The sequence below is a fragment of the Massilia sp. genome, assembly GCF_031995545.1.
In the GTDB taxonomy this organism is placed as follows: domain Bacteria; phylum Pseudomonadota; class Gammaproteobacteria; order Burkholderiales; family Burkholderiaceae_D; genus Telluria.
Window position 1 is genome coordinate 35,503 of the sequence record NZ_DAMAGA010000017.1, and the last position, 17,125, is coordinate 52,627.

12 protein-coding genes are annotated in these 17,125 nt (G+C 66.5%); 4 read left to right on the top strand and 8 right to left on the bottom strand.

What is annotated here, in order from left to right; translation table 11 throughout:
- Positions 1-257: 257 nt before the first annotated feature.
- Positions 258-1,265: a WYL domain-containing protein gene (locus tag RTQ83_RS13630; protein ID WP_312515424.1), complete on the top strand. Its 1,008-nt coding sequence runs from the start codon at positions 258-260 to the stop codon at positions 1,263-1,265.
- On the opposite strand, the gene RTQ83_RS13635 is transcribed toward RTQ83_RS13630, so the two are convergent.
- The 7 genes from RTQ83_RS13635 to RTQ83_RS13665 all read right to left on the bottom strand — a co-directional run bounded on the left by RTQ83_RS13635 (position 1,256) and on the right by RTQ83_RS13665 (position 11,449).
- Entirely contained in the window at positions 1,256-2,917 is a 1,662-nt protein-coding gene (locus RTQ83_RS13635; RefSeq protein ID WP_312515427.1) for an ATP-binding domain-containing protein, read from the bottom strand. The two genes, RTQ83_RS13630 and RTQ83_RS13635, sit on opposite strands and share 10 nt — an antisense overlap.
- Positions 2,918-3,001: 84 nt before the next feature.
- The gene (locus RTQ83_RS13640) at positions 3,002-4,267 is read right to left on the bottom strand and encodes an AGE family epimerase/isomerase (protein WP_312515430.1); all 1,266 of its coding nucleotides are present in this window, start codon (positions 4,265-4,267) and stop codon (positions 3,002-3,004) included.
- 16 nt (positions 4,268-4,283) lie between these two features.
- Positions 4,284-5,153 (bottom strand): substrate-binding domain-containing protein, encoded by an 870-nt coding sequence (locus RTQ83_RS13645; RefSeq protein WP_312515432.1) that lies wholly within the window; start codon positions 5,151-5,153, stop codon positions 4,284-4,286.
- Between the two features lie 8 nt (positions 5,154-5,161).
- A complete protein-coding gene (locus RTQ83_RS13650) occupies positions 5,162-7,477 on the bottom strand; it encodes a GH92 family glycosyl hydrolase (protein ID WP_312515435.1) in 2,316 nt (771 codons plus the stop codon).
- Positions 7,478-7,489: 12 nt separating this feature from the next.
- Positions 7,490-9,841 (bottom strand): GH92 family glycosyl hydrolase, encoded by a 2,352-nt coding sequence (locus RTQ83_RS13655; protein ID WP_312515438.1) that lies wholly within the window; start codon positions 9,839-9,841, stop codon positions 7,490-7,492.
- Positions 9,842-10,075: 234 nt separating this feature from the next.
- The gene (locus RTQ83_RS13660) at positions 10,076-10,477 is read right to left on the bottom strand and encodes a RidA family protein (RefSeq protein ID WP_312515441.1); all 402 of its coding nucleotides are present in this window, start codon (positions 10,475-10,477) and stop codon (positions 10,076-10,078) included.
- Between the two features lie 90 nt (positions 10,478-10,567).
- Positions 10,568-11,449, bottom strand: a complete 882-nt coding sequence (locus RTQ83_RS13665) for a LysR family transcriptional regulator (RefSeq protein WP_312515444.1) — start codon at positions 11,447-11,449, stop codon at positions 10,568-10,570.
- A 148-nt stretch (positions 11,450-11,597) separates the two neighbouring features.
- On the opposite strand from RTQ83_RS13665, the gene RTQ83_RS13670 reads away from it, so the two are divergent.
- Positions 11,598-13,202 carry a CehA/McbA family metallohydrolase gene (locus RTQ83_RS13670; RefSeq protein ID WP_312515447.1) on the top strand — a complete coding sequence of 535 codons (1,605 nt, stop codon included), beginning with the start codon at positions 11,598-11,600 and terminating at the stop codon, positions 13,200-13,202.
- 85 nt (positions 13,203-13,287) lie between these two features.
- Positions 13,288-14,484 carry a heparan-alpha-glucosaminide N-acetyltransferase domain-containing protein gene (locus tag RTQ83_RS13675; protein ID WP_312515449.1) on the top strand — a complete coding sequence of 399 codons (1,197 nt, stop codon included), beginning with the start codon at positions 13,288-13,290 and terminating at the stop codon, positions 14,482-14,484.
- 15 nt (positions 14,485-14,499) lie between these two features.
- Here the strand turns inward: RTQ83_RS13675 and RTQ83_RS13680 are convergent, their stop codons facing one another.
- Positions 14,500-15,075, bottom strand: coding sequence for a TMEM165/GDT1 family protein (locus tag RTQ83_RS13680; protein ID WP_312515452.1), 576 nt, complete (start codon positions 15,073-15,075; stop codon positions 14,500-14,502).
- 184 nt (positions 15,076-15,259) lie between these two features.
- Here RTQ83_RS13680 and RTQ83_RS13685 point away from each other — a divergent pair, with 184 nt between their 5' ends.
- Positions 15,260-17,116, top strand: coding sequence for a M1 family metallopeptidase (locus tag RTQ83_RS13685; RefSeq protein ID WP_312515455.1), 1,857 nt, complete (start codon positions 15,260-15,262; stop codon positions 17,114-17,116).
- Positions 17,117-17,125: the final 9 nt, after the last annotated feature.

The following is a 17,125-nucleotide window of genomic DNA, read 5'->3' on the forward strand; positions in this document are numbered from 1 at the left end:
AAGAAAACAGCATAGGCGGGCGTGGCGACAAAACGTGTCGCGCCGGCGGCGCCGAAAAAAGCCGCGGTTGCGACGGTATTTGTCGCGCAAGTGGCCTAGCGTATGCCGCCCGGCGCCAGTTGGTAGTTTCCTGATTGCAAGCTTTTTGTTACGATCGCAGCTTGAACGCACAACACGCCGCAACGACAAGACCCGCCACCATGCCCGCATCGATGCATCCCTCCCAGACCACCCATCCACGAGCCACGGAGCGCTGAATGGCGACCAACCAGCAATCCCTCCTGCGCCAGTGGAACATGCTGCGGCTGGTGCCGCGCGCCCCGCACAGCATCTCGGCCGGCGAGTTGTACGAGCGCCTGCGCGCGCTCGAATTCCCGGTTACCAAGCGCACCGTTGAGCGCGACCTGAACGAGCTGTCGCAGGTATTCCCGCTGGCGGTCGACTACGACAGCAAGCCGTATGGCTGGAGCTGGCTGCGCGACGCCTCGAGCTTCGACCTGCCCGGCCTGTCGCTGCCGGAAGCGCTGACCCTGACGCTGGTCGAGCAGCACCTGCGCCACCATCTGCCGCCCAGCACCGTCGAGGCCCTGCAGCCGCACTTCGCCTCGGCCCAGCGCGCGCTGTCCACGGTGGATGGCTCGACCCAGTCGAAGGCGTGGCTGAACAAGGTGCGCAGCGTGGCGCCGCAGCAGCCATTGAAGCCGCCGCGCATGAGCGAAGACTGCCAGCGCGTGGTCTATCGCGCGCTGATGGAAGACCGCCAGCTGCGGCTGCACTACCTGAAGCGCGATGCGCAGGAAGCGACGCTGTATGCGGCCGTGCATCCGCTGGCGATCGTCCAGCGCGGCGGCCTGATCTACCTGGTCTGCATGTTCGGCGCCTACGAGGACGTGCGCACCATCGCGCTGCACCGCGTGCAGCAGGCCGAGGCCCTGTATGAACCGGCGCGCGCCAAGCCCGGCTTCGATCTCGACGACTACATCAGGTCGGGCCAGTTCGGCGTGATCGCCGGCGCGCCGGTGCGGCTGCATGCGGTGTTCTCGCGCGCCGCCGGCGAGCACCTGTACGAAACCCCGCTCGACGACGACCAGGAACTCACGGCCGGTCCGGACGGCCGCCTGCATCTGCGCGCCACCGTGCCCAACACACGTGCGCTGGTGTGGTGGCTGCTCGGCTTCGGCGACGGCGTGGTGATCGAGGAGCCGGCCGCGCTGCGCGCCGAACTGGCCGGCATCGCGCAGCGCATGGCGGCCGCTTACGCCTGACCTAGCGCCGCCTCCAGCTGCGCCGCCAGGCAGCGCTCGGCCGATGCCGACAGCACCAGTTCGAGCGCCATCTGGGCCCGCGTCAGCGCCACGAACAGCTTGCGCCGCTCACTGTCGCCGAGCCGGTCGAAATCGAATTCGGCCACCACGATCGCGGGCGCGCTCTGGCCCTTGTAGCGGTACACCGATTCGACCAGCAGTTCGCCGTCGCTCCAGCGCGGCTCGCCGGCGCGGTCGTATTCGCCGGTGAAGCGGCGCGTGCGGTGCGGCCCGATGGCCACGCGGTTGAGCAGCAGCGAGCGGTCGCGCCCGCGCCCGCACACGACCGCGATGTCGTCCAGCGCGAAGCCGCGCGCCAGCAGCGCCGCCACCGCCGCTTCGGTCGCGGCCAGCAGGCCGGCGTCCGAGGTATAGGTGCGGATCTCGGGCACCTCGCCGATGTACGGATTCATGCTGCGCACCGGCGGCTGCACCAGCGCCAGCGCATTGATGGTGTCGCAGATGGCGCGCGGGTTGCGGAAGTTGTCGCTGCAGCGGATCGTCACCGCTTCGCCCAGCTCGAAGCCGTCCTGGCGGTACAGGCGCTGGGCCTCGTCTTCCAGCACGTACAGGCGGCCGTCGGGCTTCAGGCGCCTGCACAGGCTCTCGACCCAGCCGGCGTCGAAATCCTGGGCTTCGTCGATGATCAACAGGTCGAGCCGCGCCGCGAAGCCGGCGCTGGCTTCCTGGTAGGCCGCGGCCATGCGCTCGAAGCCCTGCGGCGAGAATTCCGGTTCGCCGTGGTGGCGCCGGTAATGCTCGACGCACAGCTCATGGTAGTTGACCACTTCGCTGGCCGGCGGTGCCAGCCGGCGTACGTGGTCGGCCAGGGTGCGGTTGAAGCAGACGTAGCCTGCCTGCAGCCGTTCGGCGCGGGCGCTGTCGAGCAGCTGCAGCGCCAGCTGGGTCTTGCCCGAGCCGGCGGTGGCCTGCACCCGCACGATGCCGGACGCCGCCTCGACCCGCGGCGCCCAGGTGGCCAGGCCGTCGGCCAGGCGCCGCACCGCGCCCTGCAGCTGGTCGCGCAGCACGTCCATCTGCGGCGTGACCTGGAACTGGTTGAGCAGCAGGCGGCGCAGCGCGGCGCGGTCGACCGGCGGCCGCGCCTGAGCCTGGAGCTCTGCCTGATTAAGCCAGTCGCGCACCGTGCCCACCATGTGCGGGTAGGCCGCGGCGTCGATGATGCGTTCGCGCGCGATCGACAGCACCTGGGCGGCGCCGATCTCGTAGTCGGGCAGCACCAGGCAGCACACCAGCGCCGGCTGCAGTCCCGCCGCCTGCAGCCGGTTCTGCATCGCCGCGCGCTGCAGCTTGCCCTGGCGCGCCACGTCGGATTCGCCGTTGCCGTAGGCCTTGAACAGGCCGCCGTCGCGCACGATCACCGGACCGGCCTTCACTTCCATCAGCAGCAGGGCGCCTTGCTGCGCCAGCACCGCGATGTCGATCTCGCCGTAGCAATCGCGCCCGCCCTGCACCGTGTGTAGGGCCAGGTTGTGGAAGACCTCGAAGCCCTCGGGCAGGTGGTCGCGCAGGCGCTCGAGGACGTCGATTTCGCGATAGTGTCCGGCGCCGAGGCGCAGGGTGGGCAGGGAGTGGGGGGAGAGCGTGGCCATCGGAGCGCGTGATCTTTAGTGTTGCTTACTATTAACTAAGATTATCAACCAAAAATCGCGCCAATGGTACTGCCGGCCGGTGGTTCAGCCGTGGTACTTGTCGAGCGCCGGAATGATGTCGTAGCAGGCGCCCATGATGTGGTCATCGGCCTTGCCGGCCCGGCTCGTTTCGTCCGGGTGGCGGCCGTTATCGGCGCGCAGTACGCGGTACCAGGCGCCATGTTGGTGGTCGACGAAATGCTCCCAGCAATAGGCCCACAGACGCTCGTAGTCCGACCAGTAATGCTGCTGGCCGCTGCGCGCGCCGAGCAGGGCGGCGGCGGCCAGCGTCTCGGCCTGGACCCAGGCATATTTGTTGGCGTCGCAGACGGCGCCACCCGGTGCGAAGCCGCCATGCAGCCCGCCCTCACTGCGGTCGAGCGCGTGGCCCAGCGCGCTCGCGTACAGCGCCTGTGCCGTCGGCAGCAGCCAGTCCGGATCGCGCTCGAGCAGCGACCAGTGGGCTTCGAGCTGCAGCAGCAGCCTGCTCCATGCACTGAAGTGGCCCGGCTGGTAGCCCCACGGGAGCAGCCCGTCGGCCTTGTTGCCGAGGTTGAAATCCCAGTCCGGAGTCCAGTCCTGATGGTAGTGCTCCCAGATCATGCCGCCCGCGCGGTCGGCCTGGCGCCGGGTGATGTTGCGGGCCACCGTTTCGGCGCGCTGCAGGAAGGCGACGTGGCCGGTGGCGCGCCACGCCGCCAGCAGCGCTTCGCAGACGTGCATGTTCGCTTTCTGGCCGCGGTAGGGGGCCAGCACGCTCCAGTCGGCGCTGGCGCGGTCGGCATACAGGCCGTGCTGCGGTTCCCAGAAGTGCCGCTCCATCAACTCGTGGGTCTCGTGGATCCAGGCGCGCGCTTCATGCACGCCGGCCATCAATGCGTGGGCGTAGGCCAGCAGCACGGCGGCCAGGCCATGGCAGTGGTTGTCGGCGTCGAGCACGCGCGCTTCGCCGTCCTGCCATGCCAGCTGCCAGATGTAGCCTTTGGACTCCGGGTCGCGGTGCACGCGGCGCAGGAAGTCGATGCCGTGGCGCACCATGCCCTGGTAGTCGGGATTGTCGAAGTGGCGGTAGGCGTTGGCGAACATGGACACGCAGCGCGCACTCGACGCCAGGTTGCGCGTGGCGGCGTCATGGACGCTGCCATCGATCCTGAAGCATTGATGGAAGCCGCCGCTGGCGTCGACGCAGCGCGGATAGTAGAACGCCATGGTGTCGGCGATGTGGCGGGTCAGGACGTCGGACGAGAAGAAGTCCGGCAGCGCGGGCAGGCCGGTGCTGGCGGACGGGCGTTGGGACAAGCGCTTGAACATGGGTGGTAGCGGAAAATCAGTCGGTACTGCTCGCGCGCGCCATCAGTTGCACGGCAAGCGTCTGTTCCAGCACGGCCTGCGCGCCGGATGCGACCGGGCGGTCAAGCAAGGCCTCGACACCCATCCGGCCCAGGGTGTCCTTGTCGATGCGGATGCTCGACAGCGGTGGCATGGCCCGGGCGGCGCCGTCGATGTCGTCGAAGCCGACGATGGCGATGTCGCGCGGTACCGCCAGGCCGCGCTCGCGGATGTAGCGCAGCGCGGCCAGCGCGGCGCTGTCGTTGTAGCAGAACAGGGCGTCCGGCTGCTTGCCGCCGGCCAGCAGGGTATCCAGGGCGCGGCCGACGTTGTCGACGGCGTTGCCGGTGCTGGGCAGCTGCACTTCGAGCGCCGGGTCGGCCAGCATGCCGGCCTCGAACAGCGCCCTGCGAAAGCCGCGGTAGCGCTCCAGGATGCTGTAGTGGGCCAACGGGCCGGTGAGCATGGCGATGCGGCGCCGGCCGCCGTCGATCAGGTGGCGCGTGGCCAGGTAGCCGCCCAGCTGGTGGTCGTGGTTCACTGACCGATAGCCGGGCAGGCGCATGTCGAGCAGCACCAGCGGTTTGCCGGTGTCGCGCAGCGCCGCCACCATCTCGGGTTCGAAGAAACCGGCGCACAGCAGCGCGTCCGGCTGGTGCAGGCGCAGCAGGTCCAGCACCGGCTCGGCCGGGCCGACCACCACGAAAGCCAGCACGATGCCGCGCTCGCGGCAGGCTTCCTCGGCGCCGTGCAGCACCGGCAGGTAGAACGGGCTGGCCGCCTGCGTGTTGTGCTGGCGGTGCAGCAAAAACGCGATGCGGCCAATGTTGTTGCTGCCGCCGTTGCCGGTGTTGCGGGGACTTGCCATGGCAGATCTCAGCGTTTCGGGTCCAGTGAGAACGAGTAGGGTGCATCGGCCGGCCTGGTGCCGCGCCGCGTGTTCGGCTGGGCCGACATGCTGAAGTCGAGCGTCGCTCCCTGCGTCAGTTCTTCGTGGCCGAGCCAGTTGCGCTCGATCGGGTTGCCCTTGACCGCCAGCTGGTCGACGTAGCGCCCATCGCCGCGCGCGTTGATGGTGATGCGCTTGCCGTTCTCCAGCTGCACGGTCGCCTTCGGGAACAGCGGTGCGCCGACCACGTACTGGTTCACGCCGGGCGTGACCGGATAGAAGCCGAGCGCCGAGAACACGTACCAGGCCGAGGTCTGGCCATTGTCCTCGTCGCCGCAGTAGCCGTCCGGCGTCGGCGCGTACATGCGGTTCATGGTCTCGCGGATCCAGTACTGCGCCTTCCACGGCGCGCCGGCGTAGTTGTACAGGTAGGTCATGTGCTGGATCGGCTGGTTGCCGTGCGCGTACTGGCCCATGTTCGCGATCTGCATTTCGCGGATCTCGTGGATCACGCTCTTGTAGTAGCTCTCGTCGTAGACCGGCGGCAGCGTGAACACTGTGTCGAGCTTCTTCACGAATGCCTCGCGCCCGCCCATCAACTCGGCCAGGCCGGCGACGTCGTGGAACACCGACCACGAGTAGTGCCAGCTGTTCCCTTCGGTGAAGGCGTCGCCCCACTTGAAGGGATTGAACGGCGACTGGAAGCTGCCGTCGCGGTTCTTCCCGCGCATCAGGCCCGTCTCGCGGTCGAACAGCTTCTTGTAGTTCATGCTGCGTTCGGCGTAGATGGCGATCTCGGACTGCGGCTTGCCCAGCGCCTTGCCCAGCTGGTAGATGGTGAAGTCGTCGTAAGCGTATTCCAGCGTGCGCGCTGCGTTCTCGTTGATGCCGACGTCGTAGGGCACGTAACCGAGTTCGTTGTAGAACTTGACGCCGGCGCGGCCGACCGCCGTCATCGGGCCTTCGTTGTCGGCGCCGTGTTTCAGCGCCTGCCACAGCGCGTCCATGTCCTGGCCGCGCACGCCCTTGATGTAGGCGTCGGCCACCACCGAGGCCGAGTTATTCCCGATCATGACATTGGCGTAGCCGGGGCTCGACCACTCGGGCAGCCAGCCGCCTTCCTTGAAGGCGTTGGCCAGGCCTTCCTGCATCTCGCGGTTGATCGACGGGTAGACCAGGTTCAGGAACGGGTACAGCGCGCGGAAGGTGTCCCAGAAGCCGGTGCCGGCGAACAGGTAGCCGGGCAGGGTCTGGCCGTTGTAGGGACTCCAGTGCACCGGCTTGCCGGATGCGTCGATCTCGTACATCTTGTTCGGGAACTGCACCATGCGGTACAGGCTCGAATAGAAGGTGCGGGTCTGGTCGACCGTGCCGCCTTCGACCGCGACCTTGCCCAGCACCTCGTTCCAGGCCGCCTTGCCCTTGGCGCGGGTGGCCTCGAAATCGTCCTTGCCCAGTTCGCGCTGCAGGTTCAGTTGCGCCTGTTCGAAGCTGATGAACGACGACGCCACGCGCATGTTCACCTTCTGGCCCTTTTTGGTCTTGAAGCCGACCACGGCGCCGCTGTGGTCGCCCTCGGTCTCCAGCCGGCCTTCCACCAGGGCCTCGCCCTGCCAGGTGTCGCTGGACGCGAACGGCTGGTCGAACTCGATCACGAAGTAGTTGCGGAAGTTCTTCGGCAGCGGGCCGCGTGCGTAACGCGTGCTGTAGCCGATCACGCGCCGCTGGCCTGGCAGAATCTTGACGTAGGAGCCCTTGTCGAAGGCATCGATCACGACGTAGCTGTCGTTCGATTCCGGGAAGGTGAAGCGGAACTGGGCAGCGCGCTCGGTCGGCGTGATCTCGGCGGTGACGTCGTGGTCGGCCAGGTACACGCTGTAGTAATAGGGTTTTGCCACTTCGGCCTTGTGCGAAAACCACGAGGCGCGCTCGTCCTGGTTGAAGCGCTTCTTGCCGCCGGGACGCCCGGTGACTGGCATGATGGCGAACTGGCCGTAGTCGTTCATCCACGGCGACGGCTGGTGCGTCTGCTTGAAGCCGCGGATCTTGTCGGCGCTGTAGGTGTAGGCCCAGCCGTTGCCCATCTTGCCGGTCTGCGGCGTCCACAGGTTCATGCCCCACGGGACCGTGATCGCCGGGTAGGTGTTGCCGTTCGAGAGTTCGGGCTTGCTGTCGGTGCCCATCAGGGTGTTGACCCATTCGACCGGGTCGCTCACCTTGCCCACGCGCGGCATGTCGTCGGCCGTCGCCGTCAAGGACACGGCCGCAAGCAGACCGAGGGCGCAGTAACGTTTGATCGTCATCGTCGTCCCCGATCAGTAGCGCGTCTGGGTGTACGGACGGGCGCCTTGCTCCTTGCCCCATTCCTTGTTCGGCGTGTCCTGCATGGTGAACACCAGTTCGCCGCCGGCCACGATCTCTTCGTGGCGCAGGAAGGTGCGCGTCAGCGGCTTGCCGTTGAGCGTGACGCGGCCGATGTAGCGGTTGGCATCCGACAGGTTATCGGCGCGCATGCGGAAGCGCTTGCCGTTCGGCAGGTTGAGCGTGGCCTTGTCCAGGAACGGACGGCCGATCACGTACTCGTTGCTGGCCGGGGCCACCGGATAGAAGCCCATCGCGGTGAAGGCGAACCAGGCCGACATCTGGCCCAAGTCGTCGTTGCCGGCCAGGCCGTCCGGCTTGTCGCTGTATTGCGTGGACACGATCTGCGCCAGGCGTTCCTGCGTGCGCCACGGCGCGCCGGCGTAGTTGTACAGGTAAGCCACGTGGTGCGACGGCTCGTTGCCGTGGGCGTAGTGGCCGATCAGGCCCGAGATGTCTTCCATGTGGGCGTACATATTGTCGATGCCCTTGGCGTCGAACACCTGGTCCATCTTCGAGACCAGGCCGGCGTCGCCGCCCAGGAACGAGATCAGGCCGGCGTTATCGTGCGGCATATACCAGGAATACTGCCAGGCGCTGCCCTCGGTGTAGTCGCTGCCGAAGTTCGACACGTTCGGGTCGAACGGGGTGCGGAATTCGCCGGTCGATTTACGGGCGCGAATGAAGCCGGTGTCCTTGTCGAACACGTTGCGGTAGTTCTGGGCGCGCTTGTAGTAGCGCGCGGCGATGTCCTTCTTGCCCATCTTCTCGGCCATGCGCGCGATGGTCCAGTCGTCGAACGCGTATTCCACGGTCTTCGATGCGGCTTCTTTCTCGAGGTCGATCGGCACGTAGCCCAGCTTCATGTAGTGTTCCAGGCCGCCGTACGGGCCGTATTCGGCGCTGGCGGTCATGGCCTTCAATGCTTCCTCGGCGTCGAAGCCCTTGATGCCCTTCATGTAGGCGTCGGCGATCACCGGCACCGCGTGGTAGCCGATCATGGTCCAGGTCTCCAGGCCATGGAAGCTCCACACCGGCAGGATGCCGTAGGGGCTGTGCTGCTGCGACGCCACCAGCGAGCGCACGAAGTCGGCGTTGCGCTGCTCGGGCTGGATCAGCGTGAGCAGCGGATGCAGCGCGCGGTAGGTGTCCCACAGCGAGAAGGTCGAGTGGAAGCGGAAGTTCTTCGCCTTGTGCACCGCATTGTCGGGGCCGCGGTAGCTGCCGTCGCGGTCCATGTACAGCGACGGCGCCAGCATGCTGTGGTACAGGGCCGTGTAGAACATGGTGCGCATCGGCGCCGGTGCTTCGGCGCTGACCGCGCCCAGCGCCTCGTTCCAGGCTTTGCTTGCCTTGCCGCGTTCGGCATCGAAGTCCCAGCCCGGCATCTCGTCCAGGTTGGCGATGGCGTTGTCCTCGCTCACCGGTGAAATCGCCACCTTGACCATCAGCGTGCCGTCGTTCGGCACGTCGAACTGGAAGTCGCCCATCAGCGCCTTGCCCTCGACCATGGCGCGGTCCCCCGCATTCTTGCCCGGCTGGGCGAAGCCCTTGTATTCGATCGACTCTTCGCGGTTGAGCAACTGGCGCGTGGCGATCGGGCGCGAGAAGCGGATCGCGAAGTACAGCTGGCGGCCCGGCGCCCAGCCGCGCGTCTCGCGCATGCCGCTGACCGTCGACGCGTCGCGCATGCGCAGGCGCGACCACAGGTTCTTGTTGTCGTAATTGTAGATGCTGGTGCGCAGGTCGAGGATCACCTTGGCCGGCTCGCCCTGCTTGAAGCGGTAGCGGTGCAGGCCGACGCGGTCGCTGGCGGTGAGTTCGACGTCGACTTCATGGTCCTTCAGGCGCACCGCATAGTATCCCGGTTCGGCCTTTTCCTGGTCGTGCGAGAAGCGCGAGCGGTAGCCGGTGAACGGGCGTTCCGGGTAGCCCGGTTCGAGGCGCGTGTCGCCGCTGTACGGCATCAGGAGCACGTCGCCCAGGTCGGAGTGGCCGCTGCCCGAGAAGTGGGTGTGCGAAAAGCCGAGGATCGAATCGTCGGCGTAGTTGTAGCCCGAGGCCCACGGATAGCTCTGGCGGAAGTGGCGCACCTGCGTGTCGGGCGACAGCTGCACCATGCCGAACGGGCGGCTGGCGCCGGGGAAGGTGTGGCCGTCGGCGCCGGTGCCGATGAAGACATTCACCGCCGCCGCCGGCGAGCCGGGTTCGGCGGCGAGGACGGGAGTAGGACCGGCACTAAACACCAGCGCAAGCGCCAGCAGGGTCGGTTTCAGGGAAATTCCGCGGTTGGTACGAGCTGTCATGGGGTCTCCACACGATGGCGGCAGAGGGTCTGGCCGCCTGTTCTTGTTTGCGCTTCGCCTACTGGCACGGGGCCGCTGCCCTGGCGCCGCCATCGTGCGGATGGTGTCGTGGCGCGCGGGCGGCTGTCACAATGCCGGGTAGTAAGCTTATATGCGCAATCGTGTGGCTCGACAATATGCCCTGAAATTACCCCTAGTTTAGCGTGTTTTAGTAAACACTTGATGCATGCCGCATCAGCGCACCAGTTTGGCGACCGCCTCGATTTCGACCAGCGTATCGGGCGAGGCCAGCGAGGCGACGCCGATGCCGGTGAGGGCCGGGCGCGTCACGCCAAAGTGGCGCACCAGGATCGGCGCTACCGTCTCCAGGTGCTCGCCGATCTCGCCGCGCACATAGACGCGCAGCTGCAGAATGCGCTCGATCGAGGAGCCTGCCGCCTGCAGCACCAGCGCCAGGTTGCGCGCCGCGCCTTCGGTCTGTTCAGGCAGCGTGGCGTGGCGTACGCGGTAATCACGGTCCCAGTCGACCTGGCCGGAGACGAACACCAGGCCGGATTCAAGATCGACGGTGGCATGCGACAGGCCGTGCGGGGCGCCGTCGTAGAGTTCGGGAGGGTTGATTTGCTCGATGGTCATGGCGCTCTTGCTGTGCGTTGAAAGCGGCTAGCATAGACAGGCGCCACCCATGCGGCAATCGGGTGCGGCTTGTAGCCGATACAAGCGGCGTCAAGCCAGCCGCGCTTTCACGCGCTCCAGCACCCAGGCCATGAAGGGATCGCCCTGCGCGCTCGGATGGTAGCCGGCGACCACCGTGTAGCCGGGCGGGGACTTGGTCAGTGCCACCTCGAACAAGCCGTCGCACGGCAGCAGGCGCGATGGCATGAAGGCGACCAGGTTGGAGCCCTTCAGGTATTCGAGCGTCATGAAGAAGGTCGGGGCCGACGCCACCACGCGCCGCTCCAGTCCCTGGCGCGTGAACCAGCCGTCGCTCGAGCCCTTGAACGGGGCGCCGCCGGGCGAGGTCACCACGAAGTCGTGTTCGGCCAGCTGCTGCGGTGTCAGCGTCCTGCCGGCCAGCGCTGGGTTGGCCGTCACGCAGCGGTACTGCTCGAGGAACAGCGGCTCGGACACCAGCCCGGGCGCCGCCGATCCGTCCACCGTGAACACCAGGTCGATCTCGCCGTGCTGCATTTTGCGTCCCAGTTCGGCCACTTCGATGCCGACCACGGCGACCTTGACGCGCGGCGCATGCAGGCGCAGGTCGCGCACCAGATCGGCTACCACCACCTTCTGCGTGTAGTCGGTGCCCGAGACCACCAGCGTGCGCTCGGTCTGTTCCGGCTGCAGCGTCGAGGGCAGCGGGATCGCGTTCAGGTGCGCCAGCACCTGGCTCACGTGCGGCGCGATCAGCTTCGCGTACGGCGTCGGCGCCATGCCGTGGCCGGTGCGCACGAACAGCGGGTCGCCCAGCAGGGTGCGCAGCTTTTTCAGCTGCAGGCTGACCGCTTGCTGCGACACGTGCAGGTGCGCGGACGCGGCCGAAAGACTGGCGCAGCGGTTCAGGGCGTCCAGGGTGCGCAGGTGGGTCAGTTCGAGCTTGTCGATCATGGGTGGCAACGATACCGGCCTGGCAAGGTTCCGGCAAGGATGCATAAGCTTGCCTTTTTTGAAACCCATCAATAAGCGTGGACGAATTGGCAAGTGGGTGACGGCGTGGCGCAATGTTGCAGCGGTAAATAGTTTCAACATTGACATCATGAAAACCGCCTCCGTCACCTCATCCCTGGCCCTGTCGTTGTGCTGCAGCCTGGCGCATGCCGCCCCTGCCGAACACCAGGAATTCGAAGCCACGCTGCACGCGCCTTTTCAATCGGGCGCACCACAGCGCACCTTCACGCTGAGTTTCGACTATCCCGGCGTGACGCAGCCACGCAGCGTGGACTGGCGCGTCGAGCTGGTACGCCCTGGCGGGCAAGTCGCGCTGCGCTGGCGCGGGCGGGCACTGCTCGAAGGGGCAGAGGTAACGGTGCCGGTGCCATGGTCCGGACGCATCGGCAACGCGCCGGCGCCTGGCGGCATTTATCGCGTGCGCCTGCGCGCTTCGGTGCGCGGCGACGAACACGAGCAGGTCGAGCAGGATTGGGAGATCGCCGTCGGTGCGCCGCCCACGCCATCCGTGCCGCTGTTTGCGCCGCTGCCGCGCGGCCTGGAGCGCAGCGCGGTGCCGACGCCGGAGTCGATGCCCTACACCGTCTATCTCGGCAACCTGCACAGCCAGACCAACCACAGCGACGGCGGCGCCGACGTCGCCGGGTGCAAGAGCGCGCAGTCGCCCGGCATTGCGCCGCACGGTCCGCAGGACGCTTTCGCCTTCGCCCATGCGCGCGGGCTCGATGTGCTGGTCGCGTCGGAACACAACCACATGTTCGACGGCTCGGAACGCGGCGCGCCGGATGCCGATCCGCTTGAAGCCAGGGCGCTGTACCAGTCCGGATTGCAAAGCGCCGCCGCGTTCAGCAAGGCGCATCCCGGCTTCCTGGCGCTGTACGGCATGGAGTGGGGCGTGATCAGCAACGGTGGCCACCTCAACATCTTCAACAGCGACGAGCTGCTGGGATGGGAGACCAACGCCAAGGGCGAACTGATGGCCGACACCCTTACCCCGCGCGGTGACTATGCGGCGCTGTACACGCTGATGCGCGAGCGCGGCTGGGTGGGGCAGTTCAACCATCCGGCCCACTCGGGCCAGTTCCAGGTGGACGGTGTGCCGCTGGCCTACACGGCCGACGGCGAAGAAGCGATGGTGCTGTGCGAGGTGATGAACAGCACTGCGTTCTCGACCAACCTCACGGAGACCGAAACCCGGCGCAGCAATTTCGAAGGCGCCTGCAACCGCCTGCTGGAAGCGGGCTACCGCGTCGCCTTCAGCAGCAACCAGGACAACCACTGCGCCAACTGGGGCGCGTCGTTCACCAACCGCACCGGGGTGCTGCTGAAGAACGGCGTGGCCTTGAACCGCGCCAGTTTCGTCGAGGCGCTAAGGGCGCGGCGCGTGTTCGCGACCATGGACAAGGATTCGCAGCTGGTGTTGACCGCCAACGGACGTATGATGGGCGAGCGCTTCACCAACAGCGGAGCGTTGACGCTGGTGGCCAACTTCGCCAGCCAGGGCGGCAAGCGCGCGGCGTCGGTGGCGATCATGGAGGGCGTCCCGGGCCGCAACGGCAAGGTGACGCGCATGTCGGAGACGGCGGTGACCACCTTCACGCCGGCGCCCGGTGCCCACTTCTATTATGCGAAGGTGACGCAGGATGACGGCAACGTATTGTGGTCGGCGCCGGTGTGGGTAATGCAGGAGTAGCCGTGGTTGCTAACGATAATGCAGTATCATTATCGCTGACTTACTGAGAATGGCAAGACAGACGATGATGGTAAAACAAGCAAGCTTGAATGGATTCGATCGACCGGCGCCGCTCAACGCGCTGGAGCAGGGCGCCGTCAACCGGCGCCGCCTGCAAAGCCTGGACGCGCTGCGCGGCTTCGTCATGGTCATCATGTTGATCGACCATATCCGCGAAAACTGGTATCTGTACATGAACGTGCCGGATCCGGTGAACCCGGCCACCGTGGAACCGGCCATGTTCTTCCTGCGGATCGTCACCAACCTGTGCGCGCCGGTGTTCGTCGGCCTGACCGGACTGGGTGCCTACCTGTATGGCCAGAACCACACCCGGGCCGAAACCGCCAGCTACCTGGTCAAGCGCGGCTTGCTCCTGATGGCGATCGACGTGACCCTGCTCACCTTCGCCTGGACCGTCAAGCTGCCGGTGACGTTCTGGCTCCAGGTGATCTGGGCCATCGGCGTGTGCATGATCGCGCTGGCCGCCCTGATCTACTTGCCCAGGAAACTGCTGCTGGTGCTGGGCGTGTTGATCGTGGCTGGCCACAATCTGCTCGACGGCATCCGCCTGCTGCCGGGCGAACCAGGATTCGTGGCCTGGGCGCTGCTGCACCAGCGCGACATGATCGCCTTGCCGTTCGGCGCGTTCGCCAGGACCTCGTATCCGGTACTGCCGTGGATCGGCGTGATCGTGCTCGGCTACCTGCTTGGCAGCTGGTATGAGCGCGACAAGAGCAGCGCCGCCGCCAGCAGCCAGCGGGTGCGGCGCCTGCTGGCGCTGGGCTGCGCCATGCTGGCTGCCTTTGTCGTGCTGCGCGCGCTGAACGTGTATGGCGACCGGCCGTGGGTGGCGGGCGACTCCGCGCTGCACACCTTCATGGGCTTCATCGCGCTGACCAAGTATCCGCCGTCGTTCCTGTTCCTGCTGCAAACGCTGGGCGTGGGCGTGATCCTGCTGGCCTTGTTCGAGCGCTGGGAAGGCCATCCCTGGCTGTCCGCGCTGGCGGTGTTCGGCGGCGCACCGATGTTCTTCTACATCGTGCACATGTACGTGCTGCGCGCGCTGTACCACGTCGCCTACATGATCTGGGGACCGACCCACGGCGTCAGCTTCGGGCTGGATGACTTCAACTGGATCTGGGTGTGGTATGCGGCGCTGCTGCCGGTGCTGTACGTGCCGACCGCATGGTACTCGCGCCTGAAGGCGCGCCGGCGCGACATCGCCTGGCTCAAGTATTTCTGAACGGGGGCGAACGGTTCAGAATCCCAGGCCTGCGCCCATCCCCAGCAAGGTCGCGATGCCGAGCACCGCGAAGATCACCGCCGCGATCCCGTGCACCAGCTTCAGGGGCTCCCGTCCCGCGATGCGCTCGCCGAAGTACACCGCCGGTACATTCGCCAGCATCATGCCGAAGGTGGTGCCGGCCACGATCGCCGCCATCGACTCGTAGCGTGCGGCCAGCGCCACGGTGGCGACCTGGGTCTTGTCGCCCATCTCGGCGACAAAAAACGCGAGCAGGGTGGTGAGGAACACGCCGTACCTGGCCAGCGGGGTGTCGTCGGCATCGACTTCGTCCGGCACCATGATCCAGGCGGCCATGCCGAGGAAGGACAGGCCCAATACCCAGCGCATCACGCCGGGCCCCAGCAGTTCGCTGACCAGCGAACCGACGGCGGCGGCGAAGGCGTGATTGAAGACGGTCGCCACGAAGATGCCGAACACGATCGGCAGCGGGCGGCGAAAGCGCGCGGCCAGCAGGAAGGCCAGCAGCTGGGTCTTGTCGCCGATCTCGGCGAGCCCCACGATGCCGGTCGAAACGAGAAAGGCGTCCATGAATCCAGATAAAAACGGGTGAAAAGCGAGCGCGGATCATAGCAGAGCCGGCGCCCGTGGCGCGGGCGGCAGGCGTATTTATTCCCGGTGCAGTCACGCCGCCAGCGCTTTCGCTGCCCCCGCGCGCATGCTATTCTGCTCGCGCCTTCAGCCCCGTCCGGGCTGCTATTTTCTGCGAGAGACCATGAAGACAAGCACCCTGCTGCGCGCCACCACCGCAGCTCTCCTGGGCGCATGGAGCGCCTACGCGTTCGCGCTCGATCCCCTCAGCTATGCCAAATACGACCAGGTCAAGACCACGGCCCTGCACATGGACCTGAAGGCCGACTTCAGCAAGAAGACGCTGTCCGGCTACGCCGAACTGACGCTGAACTGGCTGGACAAGAATGCCACCGTGCTCGATCTGGACACGCGCGAGCTGACCATCTCGAAGATCGAAGCCCAGGACGCCAAGGGCGCCTGGCGCAAGGCCGACTACACGCTCGGCAAGTTCGACCAGGAGAAGGGCCAGCCGCTGCAGATCAAGCTGCCGGGCCAGGCGACCAAGGTGCGCATCCACTACCGCACCGCGCCGACCGCCACCGCGCTGCAATGGCTGAAACCCGTGCAGACCATGTCGGGCAAGCACCCGTTCATGTTCAGCCAGTCGCAGGCGATCAATGCCCGCTCGTGGGTGCCGATCCAGGACACGCCGGCGGTACGCTTCACCTACACCGCGCGCATCGAAGCGCCGCAGGGTCTGCGCGTGGTGATGAGCGCCGATAACGACATGAAGGCCACCGGACAAGGCGGCTGGAAGTTCACCATGCCGCAGCCGATCCCGTCGTACCTGCTGGCGATCGGCATCGGCGAACTGGAAGCGCGCACCCTGGGCGGACGCACCGGCGTCTACGCCGAGCCGCAGCGCATCAAGGCGGCCGAATACGAACTGGCCGACACCGAGAAGATGGTGGAAGCGGCCGAGAAGCTGTATGGCCCGTATCGCTGGGGACGTTACGACATGCTGGTGCTGCCGCCGTCGTTCCCGATCGGCGGCATGGAAAACCCGCGCCTAACCTTCCTGACCCCGACCATGATCGCGGGCGACCGCAGCCTGGTCGACTTGATCGCGCACGAGCTGGCGCACAGCTGGTCGGGCAACCTGGTGACCAACGCCTCGTGGAAGCACTGGTGGCTCAATGAAGGCTTCACCACCTACGTCACCACCCGCATTCTGGAAGAAATCTACGGCAAGGAAGCGGCGCTGATGAACCTGCAGCTGGAACAGGAAGAAGCGCTCGAGATGCTCAAGGAACTGCCGCCGGCGAAGCAGGCGCTGGTCTCGCGCCAGCCCGACACCTCGGCCGAGTACTACCCGGACACCTCGCTCGCCTATCCGAAAGGCGCCTGGTTCCTGCACACGCTCGAGCAGCGCGCCGGCCGCGCCGCGTTCGATCCGTTCCTGCGCGGCTGGTTCGACCAGCACGCGTTCCAGAGCGTGACCAATGATCAGTTCATCGCCTACCTGCGCACCAATCTGCTGGCCAAGAATCCGAAGATCATGAGCGACGCGGAGCTGGACGAGTGGATCTACGGTCCGGGCATTCCGAAGTCGGCCCAGCACGCGGTGTCGCAGCGTCTGGCCAAGCTGAATGCCACCATCGACGGCTGGCTGAAAGGTTCGGTCAGCACCGCGCAGCTGAACGCCAAGGACTGGAATGCCACCGAGTGGATGAAGTTCCTGAACGATATCGACAACAAGACCGATGCCGCCAAGCTGGAAGAGCTGGACCGCGCCTATGGCCTGGCCAAGACCGGCAACAACGAAGTCGCGTTCCGCTTCTACCGCGCTTCGGTGCACGCCGGCTACCGCGCCGTGCGTCCGAACCTGGAAGCCTTCCTGATGAGCGTCGGGCGCCAGAAGTTCGTGGTGCCGCTGTACGCCGCACTGCGCGAGAAACCGGAAGACCGCGCCTGGGCCGAAGGCATCTACAAGGCGGCGCGCGAGCGTTATCACCCGGAGACGCAGTCGAGCGTCGACAAGGCCATGGCCAAGCAATAAGGATCACGC